We start from the raw sequence: 13,839 nt of genomic DNA, 5'->3' as shown, positions 1-13,839 counted from the left end.
AGACCAACGTGCATGCGGACAGACCGCAATGCGCGGGTCTCGAATCAATCGACAAGCGGACGCAAGATCCGTTACCCGGAGCTCCACACCATGCGCAACAACCAGCCCGTCACGCAACGCGAATTCGATTTTCCCGATGACGCGACGCTGATGTCGACCACCGACGCGAACAGCTACATCACCTACGCGAACGCGGCCTTCATCCAGGTCAGCGGATTTTCCCCCGAAGAGATCGAAGGCCAGCCGCACAACGTCGTGCGGCATCCGGACATGCCGAAGGAGGCGTTCGCCGACATGTGGGCGACGCTCAAGGGCGGCGAGCCGTGGACCGCGCTCGTGAAGAACCGCCGCAAGAACGGCGATCACTACTGGGTGCGCGCGAATGCGATTCCGGTGATGCGCAACGGCGAGCCGAAGGGCTACATGTCGGTGCGCACGAAGGCGACGCGCGACGAGATCGCGGCCGCGGAGGCGCTCTACAAGGCATTCCGCGAAGGGCAAGCCGGCAACCGGCATTTTCACAAGGGGCTGATCGTCCGCAAGGGCGTGGCCGGCTTCACGTCGCTGTTCCAGACGATGTCGGTGCGCGCGCGGCTCCATGCGTCGCTGTGCGTGCTCGCGCCGGTCGTGGTGGCCGGCGGCTGGGCGTGCGGGCTGACCGGCGCCGGGCTCGCGGCTTTTGCCGGCGTGACGGTCGGCGCTGCGGCGGCCGCGGGGCTGTGGCTCGATGCGCAGATTGCGCGCCCGCTCATGCAGTTGCGCGACGAGGCGCTGCGCGTGGCGACCGGCGAGAGCCGCAGCGGCGTGCGGATGAACCGCGTCGACGAGATCGGCATGACGCTGCGCACGATCAACCAGCTCGGGCTGATGTTCCGCTGGCTCGTCGACGACGTCAGCGAGCAGGTGCTGAACGTGCAGCGTGCGAGCAACGAGATCGCGCAGGGCAACAACGACCTGAGCGCGCGCACCGAGCAGGCGTCGACGAGCGTGCAGCAGACGGCGGCGTCGATGGCCGAGATGACGGCGACCGTGTCGAGCAACGCGGAGACGGCGCTGCAGGCGAACCAGTTGTCGGTGTCCGCGAGCGAAGCGGCGGGGCGCGGCGGGCAGGCGGTGAGCGAGGTGGTCGCGACGATGAACGACATCACGGCCAGCTCGCGCAAGATCTCGGACATCATCGGCGTGATCGACGGCATCGCGTTCCAGACCAACATCCTTGCGCTGAACGCGGCGGTGGAGGCGGCGCGGGCCGGCGATCAGGGGCGTGGTTTCGCGGTGGTTGCGGGCGAGGTGCGGGCACTCGCGCAGCGCAGCGCGAACGCGGCGAAGGAGATCAAGACGTTGATCGGTGCAAGTGTCGAGCGGGTGGAATCGGGCGCACGGATCGTCGATGGCGCGGGCAAGACGATGGAGGACATCGTCGCGCAGGTGAAGCGCGTGTCGGACCTGATCGCGGAGATCAGCTCGTCGACGGCCGAGCAGAGCACGGGCGTGTCGCAGGTCGATCAGGCGGTGGTGCACCTGGACAACATCACGCAGCAGAACGCGGCGCTGGTCGAGCAGAGCACGGCGGCGTCGGAGAGCCTGAAGCAGCAGGCGTCGCGGCTGGTGGAGGCGGTGAACGTGTTCCGGTGAGCGTGGCGTGCCTCGTTGGCCTTCACGCATGTCGACCGGCCTCATGCGTGGATCGCGCCGTTCAGTGACGAACTGAACGGCGCGATCGGCCAGGCTGGAGATTTTCCAGCCTTTCGGATTAACCGATGCTCACCCCGTGAGCTTCTGCCAGAGGCTTCAGGCCACCCGTGAAACCTTGTCCGATCGCCTTGAACTTGAACTCGTCGTTGTGGCGATACAGCTCGCCGAAGATCATGGCGGTTTCGGTGGATGCGTCTTCGGACAGGTCGTAGCGGGCGATTTCCTTGCTGTCGGCCTTGTTGACGACGCGGATATAGGCGTTGCTGACTTGACCGAACGACTGCTTGCGGGCTTCTGCGTCGTGAATCGTGACGGCGAAGACCAGCTTCTTCACGTCGGCCGCCAGACCGGCCAGCTTCACGTTGACCTGCTCGTCGTCGCCATCGCCCTGGCCGGAACGGTTGTCGCCCAGGTGCTCGATGGAACCGTCGGCGGACTTCTTGTTGTTGTAGAAGATGAAGCCGGCGTCGCTCAGGACTTTGCCGTTTTCACCGGTGACGAAGATCGAGGCGTCGAGGTCGAACTCGGTGCCGTCGGTGACGCGCGGGTCCCAGCCCAGGCCGACGACGATTTCGCTCAGGCCCGGGGCCTCTTTCGACAGGGAGACGTTACCGCCTTTGGACAGACTGACAGCCATGGTGTGATTCCTTGTTCAGGTGAGGAGACCGTTCAGAAGTTCATGCCGTAGCCGTTGGCCAGGGCACGCAGGCCGCCGGCGTAGCCTTGGCCAACGGCGCGGAATTTCCACTCGCCGCTGCTGCGGTACAACTCCGCGAAGATCATCGCGGTTTCGGTGGAGGCGTCTTCCGCCAGGTCGTAGCGGACCACCTCGGCACCGGAGGTCTCGTTCACGACGCGGATGAACGAATTGCTGACCTGGCCGAAGTTCTGCTTGCGCGCTTCCGCGTCGTGGATGGTGACCGTGAAGGCGATCTTGTCGATGTCGGCCGGAACGCGGCTCAGGTCGACCTTGATGACTTCGTCGTCGCCGTCGCCCGCGCCGGTGCGGTTGTCGCCGGTATGCTCGACGGAGCCGTCCTGGCTGCGCAACTGGTTGTAGAAGATGAAGTCGGCTTCACCGCGGACTTTGCCGTTGGCCCCCAGCAGGAACGCGCTGGCGTCCAGATCGAACTCGGCGCCATCGGTCGCGCGCGGGTCCCAGCCCAGGCCAACCAGGATTCGGGTCAGGCTCGGGTCGGCTTTGGACAGGGAGAGGTTGCCGCCTTTTTGAAGAGTCAGTGCCATGAAAAACAGCTCCTTTGGGTTGTGACGGGTTACTGATTTTCGGCTTGCGCGTCTTCCTTGTTCGGGAAGATCACGCTGGCCAGGATTCCGATTGCCAGGACCGCCATGACGATGAGCAGGCTGGTGTTCGGGGAGATGCTGATACCGTGGTGGAACAGATGGTCGGTCGCGTTCAAGCCCAGCTTCGCCGCGATGAAGAACAGCAAGACGACCACGGCCTTTTCCAGATGCACCACGTAGCGCTTCAGCGCTTCCAGCACGAAATACAGCGTGCGAAGGCCAAGAATGGCGAACAGCATCGCCGAGTAGACGATCAGCGGTTCACGGCTGACTGCGATGACCGCGGGGACCGAGTCGAACGCGAACAGGACGTCGGACACTTCGATCACGACCAGGCAGAGGAACAGCGGCGTAGCGAACAGGCCGCCTTTGGCCGCCAGGCTCATGTCCCGCTCGGCCGTCCGTGCTTCCGCCTCGAGCTGCTTGCGGCTCACGAAAAATTTGTGGCCGTGCAGCCTGGGCCATACGGGGAAGAGCTTTTTCGCGAAGCGGCAAGCAAGATGCTGCGAGTAGTCCTTCGCCTCGTCATCGTCGTCACCGCCCTTGAGCATCATGACGGCGGTCCACGCCACGATCAGCGCGAAGGCGATCTCGACCCATGGGCCGAATGCCAGCAGGCCGGTACCGATGACGACAAAGACACCGCGGAACACGATGGCCCCGATGATGCCCCAGTGCAGGATGCGGTGACGCATGCCGTCCGGGACCTTGAACCACGCGAAGATCGCCATGAAGACGAACAGGTTGTCGACGGAGAGGACCTTCTCCAGCGCATAACCGGTCAGGAACAGGCTGGCCACTTCCGCGCCGTGCTGCACGTACAGGAAGCCGGCGAATGCAACGGAGATGGCCACCCAGAATACCGACCAGATGGACGCCCGGGCGAGGGTGATCGGTTTGTCGTCGCGGTGGGTCACCATGTCCAGCACCAGGGCGGCCAGCGCCAGGCCGATGAATACCGCCATGGTCAACGGCGGGAAGCCAATGTGTGTCGTTTCCACGTTTCGGTTTCCTACAGTTCGAAGTCAACCGGGTTCAAGCCGAGCTCGAGGCAAATCAGGCGGCAAGCTGCTTTTTCCTTGTCGTCGAAATGACCGTCGGATGCGCCAATGGCACAGGCCACACGCACCAGCAAGCGTGCTTCGCCGTCCTTGCCCTTGATCTTGCCGATGGCCTTCAGCGCCTCGGCCTGGCCGATCTGGAAATCGAATTCGAACTTGCCGCAGGCGTCGTTGAACACCGCGATCACGTCGCTCAGGTTGAAGACCTTCAATTCCGGGGAATTGTTGATGAAGCCGACCATCTTCAGCTTCTCTTCGGATTTGATCTCGCCATCCGCGGCGGAGATCAGCGCGCAAGCATTGGCGGTCGCCTCCATGAACGTCCGGTTCTTGAATTTGGCGACTTCGATGGTCAAGGTTTCGCGGGCTTTGGCCGCGTTGGTTTTCAGCCAGTCGAGCATGTGTTTCCCCTCAGTGAGCGGGGCCGGACGGCCCCACCGGTCAATGGTTACTTGGAGCCTGCTTTCCAGCGCATCCCCCAGCCGTAGGCACGATCCATTTCCTCGTGTCCGGGATGGAAGTCGACTCGACGAGAGACCTTGACGGCCCCGTTCACGTTTTCAAGCAGGGCAATCGCGCACATGCCGTGGCGGCCGCCTTCCTCGTTCATGCGAACTTCGATGTCGGACTGGCCGGGCACGAAAATGGTGACGACACCATCCGTTGCCTTCCAGTTCGGCGCGCCGTCGTAGATGAACGCGAAAATCAGGATGCGTTCGATCTTGTTCCACTGTTGCCCATTGATGCGAAGCCACTCGCCATCGGCAACCGAGCCGGTGCGGTCATCTCCCATCAGCTGGATGTAGGGTGCCTCCCGCAGATCGCCGAAACGCTTGCCGAGCGCCTGCACGGCCCCTTTGAATCCGTCCTGCATTTCAAACAGGCAACCCAGGTCCAGATCGATGGCGCCGCGTTTTCCCAGGAAGCCGCCGAGCAGGCCACTCGTACCCTGGTTCCAGTTGAGGTTCACCTTGATTTCACCGAAGCCGGCAGCGGTCTTCTCCAGGCTGATGCTGGGGCGTGATTTGTCGAGCGTGACTTTGCTGAGCCGGATCGTGGACGTCGGTGCGCCAGGCGGGGCCGGTGCGAGCGCGGGCGCTGGTACGGGCGCCGGAGCCGGCGCGGGAGGGCTCTGTGTCGGGCTACCGGAAGGCGCGGCAACGTCGACGCCGAAGTGCCTGGCCAGCGGCTCCAGGCCGCCGGCAAAGCCTTGTGCGACACAGCGGAACTTCCATGCGTCCTGACGGCGGTAAAACTCCCCGAGGATCAGTGCAGTCTCATTCATCCCGGCAGTCGGGATCTGCGCCTCGATCCCGCCCGTCACGGCCAGCGCCAGCATCGAAACGCGATCGAAGGTCGCCTTGTTCTCATGGATGGTCGCGGTGAGCGCGACTTTCTCGACGGCAGGGTCGATCCGGGCGAGATCCACGGTGAACGTTGCCCGGCCGGCCGTCGTGGCGGTCAACTGAACCGCGCCGCCCAGGACGCTGGTTTGGCCGTAGAAGCACATGTCGCCATCGCCCCGGACTTTCGCCGCAGCGGTGAGCGCGAATGCGGAGATATCGATCTCCGCGCCTGGAATCGGCGCGTAGTTGATGTCCACGCGCAATTGACCGGTGGCCACCGGTGCATTGCCGCCAGGTACCAGTGTCGTCATGCTCGCACCGCCTGAATCGCCAGATTGACGAGATCGTCCGCGGTGCGGCCGTGGGTGGACTGGCCGATCGCCTTGAATTCCCAGCCGCCGCCGCCACGGCTGAGGCTGGCCATGACAACACCAGTGTGGCGGCCCTTCTCCGCGAGGTTGAAGCGCGCCAGCTCCTTGTCTTGGGCGTCGTCGAGGATGCGGCAGTAGGCGTTTTCGACTTGGTCGAACGTCTGTCCGCGGAAGCTGTTCACGGTGAACACCAGGTGCTGGATGGTGCCCGGCAGGCGCTGCAGGTCGACGTGGATGGTTTCATCGTCGCCATCGCCTTCACCCGTCAGGTTGTCGCCGGAGTGCTCGATGGCGCCGTCCCTGGATGCCAGTTGTCGGAACCAGACCAGGTCGACGGATTTCATGTCGCCGTCCAGCAGGATGCAGGACGCATCGAGGTCGATGTCGTTGCTGCCGCCGCCCAGCATCTTGGAGAAGAAGCCGCTGGGCTTTACCGGGTCCCAACCCAGGCCCAGACTAATCGAGGTCAAGCCACGGCCCGCGGTTTTTTCCAGCGAGATGCTCTGATTCTTGCTCAGGGTGAGTGCCATCTTTACGCTCCTTGTTGATCTTCAATGTTCAGTGTTCGTGCGAGGGATCGGACGGAGTCACGTTGCCGAGTCCCGGCTTGGCCAAACCGCGAGCGGGATTGCCGCCACACGGGGAAAGCGTCGCCATGACTCGTCTTGTGCGGCAGCCGCTCACTCACGGTCCGGATGCAAGTCGCCGCTGCTGCTCGGCCGACATCGCGTCGGCGGACAGCAGGCCGTGCGCCTTTGGGGGCAGCCTCATGCATTTCCACGCGCATCAGCCGGCCTCCGCCAGTCGAACGCCATGCTCGCCATTGCTCGGGGCGGTGGGCTTCACGCCGTGCCACTTGGCGCGTTCGAGGATGTTGACCGCCCACTTGTAGTGGGTTGCCGGCTCGCACATCGCGTCGTTGTGCTTGAAAACGGCAGGGGCCGCATCGTTGACGATCAGCGTGGCGCAGTTGAAGTCCTCGAGGCTCACGCGCAGCGCCTCCTGGATGATGCGGATCTGGCTCGGATGAATGGCCGTCTTCCCGACCAGGCCATGAGCGATGTCCAGTTCCAGTTCCTCGTTCAGGAGATGGGGCGTGGCGAGTTGCTCGAAGACGGGCGCGGTCAGGGCAAATCCCTGCGCCCCCATGATTCCGGCAAGCATGGGAATCACGTAGCTGAGAGGCGTGCGGTAGAGCGTGGTGGCCGGATTGCGCCGCAGACCAAGACAACCCATCAGGTCGTTGCCGCCGATGCGCAGCGCGATGATGCGTCGGTTCAGGTTCGTCTTCAGGGCCGAGCCAAGCTCCACCATTGCGCCCGGGTCGTAAACGTCGGCCGTCTCCAGTGTCGGCATGAGGTACAGGTCAGGATGACTGACCGCGTTCTCCCACGACGAAAGGGACCGCAGGGTCAACTTGGGTACGACGAACCCGTCGACGTGCTTCATCAGCGGCCAGTCGTTCAGCACCGCCGCCATCGCGGCATCACGTGGCCGAACGAACAGCAAGGGACCGGATTCGACGCGCCCACCCCGGGCGTCGATATTCATGAGGAGGGCCCGCAGGTTCACCAGCGCGCTGTCGACGTCGATTGCCGCCACCGCGTCTTCCAGACAGACCACCAGCGAGCGCAGCTCAGGGAATCGGGTGCCGGAAACCACATCCAGAATGTCGCTGCGGGTGGCCGGCATGTACAGCGTCGCGCCGAGGGCGAACGGAGAGAGGGTTTTAATCAATTCGCGCTCCGAATGATGGTGACCGCGCAGTACGGCCCCAGATCGGCGCCAGCTTCCTCCACGGTCACGCCCGCGCGTTCGGTGAGATGCAGCAGCAACTGAACATCGCTGTCATCGCGGTCACGTACCAGCACGCGATCCGGCACACGGCGCAGGACCGCTCGGGTTGCCTCGGCGATACCCGGTTTCACGCGGTTCAGGTTGCCGATGTCGAAGCGGGTTGCCAGCGCGGACACCACGTCGTCCGCGGACGCCTGGAGCGTCCGTCGCTGATCGTTGGTCCATGGAGCGGCAGGCCGGGCGCCTGCCAGCGCCCGACGTTCGGCGTCGATCCTGTCGATGAACGCGCGCGTGACATCGTGTTCGCGCAGGTGTTCGTAGACCACGCAACCATGCAGGCCGCCTTGAGCCGGCCAGATGGAGCGGGACACCAGCCCCGAAACGGTTGCACCGAGAATGCCGGACGGAATGGTCCAGTCTTGCGCGGAGGCAGCCAGCCACGCGCGGCCGCAAGGATCCGCCAGAACCACGAGGCGCGGACCTTCAGGGAAGCGCGTGTCGTCCGCGAGGGTCCGTGCGAGCTCGCCGGAAATGGCACCTTTGCCGGTCCAGCCGTCGACGAAGACGATGTTTTCGGCGCCATGCAGCCGGATGATGGCTTCCAGCGCAACCGTGTCGACCCCGCGATCGCGAATGATGCTGATCCCGTAGTGGCGGGCGTCGCGCCCCATCTCCACGAGTGCCCGGCGCAGCAGCACGCCAAGCGGCAGGCCCGCGCGCACAAACGAGACCAGCGCGATGCCCGGCCCGGTGCAAGCGGCATTCAGCGCCAGCGCCAGGGACTGCACCTCCGAAGCCATGCGGGCGCCGTTCTGCACCAGCGCGCGGGCGTAAAGGCGCTGGTGCACGTCGCTGGGCGCCTGCTCGAGGCCGATCATTTCCGAGTAGTGTTTTTGATTCGTCTGGATCAGACGTTCCTTCTCCTCGACGTCGGTCACGCTCATCCGCACGTGTTGCAGCAGGACGTGCACATCGTCGGGGGCATAGCTGCCGCTGCCGACGGTGTTCAGGCTCGCGAGGCGATTACCCATGGATCGTCCCCGTCACCCAATTCGCAAGTTGGCTGCGCGCCGGTGTCGCCCACATGTGGCAGAGGTCCATGTACCCGAGATCGGTGATGCTGTCGCCGAAGCCCAGGACCGGTCGCTCGCCGTGGATCTCACGGTCGCGGCGCAACCACTCCTGAACGGCCGCACGCTTGGCCAGCCCCGTTGGCAGGAAGGCGAGGTTGTTGCCGTTGGCGTGAACGTGCATGCCGTCCACCATGCGCCGGGACCGCACTCCGGCCAGCACCTCGGCGAGCACCGCGTCGTCGGACGCGTTGTGCTTGATCACCACGTAGTGGCGCAAGCCTTCTTCTTCCACGACCCAGCCGCGGAGTGAGTAGCCGAGTTCCTCGCCGATCGCCAGCGTGGCCTCGCACAGTGCCGGCAGTCGCTCCTGAACGCCCTGGAGAACCTCGACCATTCGCCCGTGCCAGCTTCGATCGCGTAACCCGTCGGGGCGGAGCATGACGCCGCCGTGCGAGCAGATTGCGCCTTCGGTGAAGGGAAGCATGACGCGGCCGTATGCCACCACGCTGCGCGCGGTGACCGGAACGACGTCGGCGGTGGCGAGCAGCCACGTGATGAACGCGTGCTGGACCGGGTCCATGAAGCCGTTTGGCTGACCGTGCACGTCCAGCGTGGCCGCCGTGCGCGGGACGCCTTCCGCCATCTTGCGGGCGGTCTGGAACAGGGTGTCGTCGAGGTCGACGAATGCCAGGGGGCGGTTACCGCTCATCGACAATCACCTCTGCGTTCAGTGCATCGACGAGTTCCACGGGGAGTGCCTGAGCGGGCGTTTCCGTGCAGATCAGGACCCGGTCGAACTGGCCGGGCTTCACGTTGTAGAGGAAGTTCGGCATACCGAGGCCGTAGTTGTCGGGGAACGACAGCGCGTGCTCGATCGCGTGGCCCAGGGCGATGGGGGACCGCGTGGTCGAGCTGAAGTGGACATCCGCGCCAGATCGCTCCAGGCGTTCCGCCAGCAGAAAAGGACGCCAGACGAACTCGCCGGTACCGACGACAATGACTTTCTCGCCGGGCTGGACCTGAACGTCCGGCGCAAGCGTGTCGTCCACCTCCCGGACGCCCAGACGTCCCCAGTCGTTGCGGGGCGAGAGCGGCCATTCGCCCATGGAAACGGTGCCGACGTTCGGCATGTCCGGGAGGGGCGCGGACTGATCCTCGTGGAACTGGTAGGAGCCGGTCAGCAGCGATACCGCGGTGACCGGTTCCCCGATCGCGTGACGCGCGGCACCGGCAGTCCAGTCCGTCAGGACGCAGGTGACCACTCGCTCGACGTTGCTCAGGCCTGCTGCGACCAGTGCGCGGTGCAGGTTCAGGAAGGTCTTGCCGGTGGAGGCTTCGTCGTCCACCAGGATCAGCGATCGAGCCTTCAGCATCAGGTCACGAATCTCCGGATCGACCGGCCAGTGGATCAGATGGGCGCTCGCATGGCTGTGTTCTTCCTCGAATCGAGCAAAGACGCGAGTACCCAGCGGATGCCGGGTACTGGTGAGGTACGCGCTGTCAGCGCGGCCCGCACGATAGGCGCGGTGCACGCCGGCACCGAGGCCCACCGCGGTTTCGGCCATGCCGATCACCAGTACCGGCCCGGGCAGGTCCGCCGGAATGCCGGCCGCCAGGCGCTCGAAGCTGGCCGCCATGATCGACGGGCGTACCGGGATGTGACGGCCCAGGACCTTGGATACGAAGAGGAAGGCTCGCTTGGGATTCCGGCGCTCCGCGAAACCGAACAGGTTCGCGGGAGGCAGCGCGGCGGTGTCGACTCTGATCTCGAGCAGCCCCCGCTTGAGTTGGGCGCGCAGGCACGTTGGTCCTACGTGGCTTTCCATGAACAGCATCCTCGTTGAGCGTGGCTCGAAGGCCCACGACGACCGCTTGCGCCTGGTGCGCAGTCGGTCGAACCGCGTTCGCGCCGGGCGCCAGCACCGTCGGTCCGGCATCCCGAAACCTTTCAAAATGAAATTGAATCGTATCAAATTTGAAAGATTGGTGGGTGGAGGCGTGTGCCGATGTCGCGAGGGCTTTTGTTTTTCGGTTTTGTTCGAGAAGACGGGCGTTGCGGGCGTGGCGTGGCCTGATGACGACGGTCAGCCGTTCGACCAACGCCGATGCTGTGATCGCAGTCCGGTGAAAGCGGTGAGGAGGGGGAAGGGGAGAGGAGGGGAAGAGATGACGCGGGCACGACGGAGAGAGAGGGACGCCGGCCCGCGTCGGACCGCCCGGTTCTGGCCGGGCGGTCAGGGCCTGTCGCCGAAGCGGCAGGCCCTGAACCGTCAGACGGCGAGGCAGAGGTACTTGATCACGACGTAGTCGTCGATGCCGTAGTGCGAGCCTTCGCGGCCGAGGCCCGACTGCTTCACGCCACCGAACGGCGCGACTTCGTTCGAGATCAGGCCCGTGTTCACGCCGACCATTCCGTATTCGAGCGCTTCCGCCACCTTCCACACGCGGCCGATGTCGCGGCTGTAGAAGTACGCGGCCAGGCCGAACTCGGTGTCGTTCGCGAGGCGGATCACTTCGTCGTCGCTGCCGAACTTGAACAGCGGCGCGAGCGGCCCGAACGTCTCTTCCTTCGCGACCTTCATCGCCGGCGTGACACCCGTCAGCACGGTCGGCTCGAAGAAGCCGTGGCCGAGCGCGTGGCGCTTGCCGCCCGTCACGACGGTCGCACCCTTCGCGAGCGCGTCCTCGATGTGCGCCTCGACCTTCAGCACGGCGGCTTCGTTGATCAGCGGACCTTGCGTGACGCCCGGCTCCGTGCCGCGGCCCACCTTCAGCTGGCCGACGGCTGCCGCGAGCTTCTGCGCGAACTGGTCGTACACGGCTTCATGCACGTAGAAACGGTTCGTGCACACGCAGGTCTGGCCGCTGTTGCGGTACTTCGATGCAATCGCGCCCTGCACGGCCGCATCGAGATCGGCGTCGTCGAACACGATGAACGGCGCGTTGCCGCCGAGCTCCAGCGACACCTTCTTGACCGTCGCTGCGCACTGCGACATCAGCAGGCGGCCGACCGGCGTCGAGCCGGTGAACGACAGCTTGCGCACGATCGGGTTCGACGTCAGCTCGCCGCCGATCGCCTTCGGGTCGCCCGTGACGACGCTGAACACGCCCGCCGGCACGCCCGCGCGTTCGGCCAGCACGGCCATCGCGAGCGCGGAGAACGGCGTCGCTTCGGCCGGCTTCACGACGATCGGGCAGCCTGCGGCAAGCGCCGGGCCGACCTTGCGCGTGATCATCGCCGCCGGGAAGTTCCACGGCGTGATCGCCGCGCACACGCCGATCGCTTCCTTCGTCACGACGATGCGCTTGTCGCTCGCCGGCGTCGGGATCGTGTCGCCGTACACGCGCTTGCCTTCTTCCGCGAACCACTCGAGGAACGACGCGGCATAGCCGATCTCGCCCTTCGCTTCCGCCAGCGACTTGCCCTGCTCGGTCGTCAGGATCAGCGCGAGATCGTCGGCGTTCTCCATCATCAGGTCGTGCCACTTGCGCAGGACGACCGCGCGTTCCTTCGCGGTCTTCTTGCGCCACGCCGGCCAGGCGGCGTTCGCGGCTTCGATCGCGTGACGCGTTTCGGCCGTGCCCATCGCCGGCACCGTGCCGAGCAGGCCGCCCGTCGCCGGGTTGCGGACTTCGAACGTCTCGCCGTTCGTCGCGCCTTGCCATTCGCCGTTGACGTACGCCTGCTGGCGGAACAGCGACGGGTCTTTCAGTGCCAGGGTTTCCTGAACCGTGCTCATATGAATCACCTGCTTCGAAAAGGACGGATGAAACGGCCGCCGCCGTCATGAAGACGGCGGCGGCGCATTCAGTTGATGAAGTCGACGGACACTCAGGCCGGCACGCCGACCGTTTCCTTCAGCACTTCCTCGAGGATCACGAGCGCTTCGTCGAACACGGCTTGCGGGATCGTCAGCGGGAACAGGAAGCGCACGACGTTCGAGTACACGCCGCACACGAGCAGCAGCAGGCCGCGCTCGAGCGCACGCGCCTGCACGCGCTTCGTGAATTCCGCATCGGGCTCGCCCGAGCCCGGCTTCAGGAACTCGACCGCGATCATCGCGCCCGGGCCGCGCACGTCGGCGATCTGCGGCACGTCGGCCTGCAGGGCGTTCAGCTTCGCCTTCAGCACGTCGCCGAGTTGCGTCGCGCGCTCGCACAGCTTCTCTTCGTCGATGATCTCGAGCACCGCGTGCGCCGACGCGACGGCCAGCGGGTTGCCCGCGTACGTGCCGCCCAGGCCGCCGGGCGCTGCCGCGTCCATCACGTCCGCACGGCCGACGACGCCCGACAGCGGCATGCCGCCCGCGAGGCTCTTCGCCATCGTGATCAGGTCGGCCAGTACGTCGTAGTGCTGCATCGCGAACAGCTTGCCGGTACGCGCGAAGCCCGTCTGCACTTCGTCGGCGATCAGCAGGATGCCGTGCTCGTTACAGATCTTGCGCAGTGCGCGCACGAATTCGGCCGGCGCCGGGTTGAAGCCGCCTTCGCCCTGGACCGGTTCGAAGATGATCGCGGCGACGCGCTTCGGATCGATGTCGGCCTTGAACAGCATCTCGATCGCCTTGATCGAGTCGGCGGTCGTCACGCCGTGCACGGCGTTCGGGTACGGGGCGTGGAACACGTCGCCCGGGAACGGGCCGAAGTTCAGCTTGTACGGGGCGACCTTGCCGGTCAGCGCCATGCCCATCATCGTGCGGCCGTGGAAGCCGCCCGAGAACGCGATGACGCCCGGACGGCCGGTCGCTGCACGCGCGATCTTGATCGCGTTCTCGACGGCTTCCGCGCCGGTCGTGAAGAACGCGGTCTTCTTCGGGAAATCGCCCGGCGCGCGGTCGTTGATCTTTTCAGCCAGCTCGACGTACGACGCGTACGGGACGATCTGGTACGCGGTGTGCGTGAAGTTGTTCAGCTGATCCGCGATCGCCTTGACGATCTTCGGGTGGCGGTGGCCGGTGTTCAGCACCGCGATGCCGGCGGCGAAATCGATGAAGCGGCGGCCTTCGACATCCCACAGTTCCGCGTTCTCGGCGCGGGCTGCGTAGAAATCGCACATCACGCCAACGCCGCGCGGGGTGGCGGCGTTCTTGCGGGCCTGCAGGTCGGCATTCTTCACGGTCATCTCCTTGATGTTCTGTCCGGTGAGTAGAAATCGGGCGCTTCGACCGCCCATGGAGGCGACTATAATCAC

At 65.1% G+C, this 13,839-nt stretch carries 13 protein-coding genes; 1 reads left to right on the top strand and 12 read right to left on the bottom strand.

All coding sequences use genetic code 11. The features are described from left to right. Nucleotides 1-90: 90 nt before the first annotated feature. Entirely contained in the window at nt 91-1,635 is a 1,545-nt protein-coding gene (locus QZM35_RS24390) for a PAS domain-containing methyl-accepting chemotaxis protein (protein ID WP_301776971.1), read from the top strand. Between the two features lie 118 nt (nt 1,636-1,753). Here the strand turns inward: QZM35_RS24390 and QZM35_RS24385 are convergent, their stop codons facing one another. The 12 genes from QZM35_RS24385 to QZM35_RS24330 form a co-directional block, all read right to left on the bottom strand. Then, on the bottom strand, nt 1,754-2,332 hold the full coding sequence (locus QZM35_RS24385) for a TerD family protein (RefSeq protein ID WP_301776970.1): 579 nt from the start codon (nt 2,330-2,332) through the stop codon (nt 1,754-1,756). 32 nt (nt 2,333-2,364) lie between these two features. Continuing rightward, nucleotides 2,365-2,940, bottom strand: a complete 576-nt coding sequence (locus tag QZM35_RS24380) for a TerD family protein (RefSeq protein ID WP_089428971.1) — start codon at nt 2,938-2,940, stop codon at nt 2,365-2,367. Nucleotides 2,941-2,969: 29 nt separating this feature from the next. Then, entirely contained in the window at nt 2,970-4,001 is a 1,032-nt protein-coding gene (locus QZM35_RS24375) for a TerC/Alx family metal homeostasis membrane protein (protein ID WP_089428972.1), read from the bottom strand. Between the two features lie 11 nt (nt 4,002-4,012). Further along, entirely contained in the window at nt 4,013-4,462 is a 450-nt protein-coding gene (locus QZM35_RS24370) for a tellurite resistance TerB family protein (protein WP_089428973.1), read from the bottom strand. 47 nt (nt 4,463-4,509) lie between these two features. Next, nucleotides 4,510-5,718 (bottom strand): TerD family protein, encoded by a 1,209-nt coding sequence (locus QZM35_RS24365; protein ID WP_089433391.1) that lies wholly within the window; start codon nt 5,716-5,718, stop codon nt 4,510-4,512. Beyond that, nucleotides 5,715-6,308, bottom strand: coding sequence for a TerD family protein (locus QZM35_RS24360; protein ID WP_089433390.1), 594 nt, complete (start codon nt 6,306-6,308; stop codon nt 5,715-5,717). The genes QZM35_RS24365 and QZM35_RS24360 overlap by 4 nt, the downstream gene beginning before the upstream one ends. Nucleotides 6,309-6,564: 256 nt before the next feature. Further along, nucleotides 6,565-7,515, bottom strand: a complete 951-nt coding sequence (locus QZM35_RS24355) for an HpcH/HpaI aldolase/citrate lyase family protein (protein WP_301776969.1) — start codon at nt 7,513-7,515, stop codon at nt 6,565-6,567. Further along, nucleotides 7,512-8,606: a cysteine protease StiP domain-containing protein gene (locus QZM35_RS24350; protein WP_301776968.1), complete on the bottom strand. Its 1,095-nt coding sequence runs from the start codon at nt 8,604-8,606 to the stop codon at nt 7,512-7,514. Before QZM35_RS24350 ends, QZM35_RS24355 begins: the two co-directional genes overlap by 4 nt. Further along, the gene (locus tag QZM35_RS24345) at nt 8,599-9,357 is read right to left on the bottom strand and encodes a trehalose phosphatase (protein WP_301776967.1); all 759 of its coding nucleotides are present in this window, start codon (nt 9,355-9,357) and stop codon (nt 8,599-8,601) included. The genes QZM35_RS24350 and QZM35_RS24345 overlap by 8 nt, the downstream gene beginning before the upstream one ends. Further along, nucleotides 9,347-10,474 (bottom strand): phosphoribosyltransferase domain-containing protein, encoded by a 1,128-nt coding sequence (locus QZM35_RS24340; protein WP_301776966.1) that lies wholly within the window; start codon nt 10,472-10,474, stop codon nt 9,347-9,349. The genes QZM35_RS24345 and QZM35_RS24340 overlap by 11 nt, the downstream gene beginning before the upstream one ends. A gap of 444 nt (nt 10,475-10,918) precedes the next feature. Then, nucleotides 10,919-12,388 (bottom strand): NADP-dependent succinate-semialdehyde dehydrogenase, encoded by a 1,470-nt coding sequence (gene gabD / locus QZM35_RS24335; RefSeq protein WP_021156413.1) that lies wholly within the window; start codon nt 12,386-12,388, stop codon nt 10,919-10,921. Between the two features lie 92 nt (nt 12,389-12,480). Then, a complete protein-coding gene (locus tag QZM35_RS24330) occupies nt 12,481-13,764 on the bottom strand; it encodes a 4-aminobutyrate--2-oxoglutarate transaminase (protein WP_089429225.1) in 1,284 nt (427 codons plus the stop codon). Between the last annotated feature and the right edge of the window lie 75 nt (nt 13,765-13,839).

This window comes from Burkholderia sp. AU45274, assembly GCF_030482505.1.
GTDB lineage: Bacteria > Pseudomonadota > Gammaproteobacteria > Burkholderiales > Burkholderiaceae > Burkholderia.
This window is presented reverse-complemented; position numbering and strand designations above follow the sequence as displayed.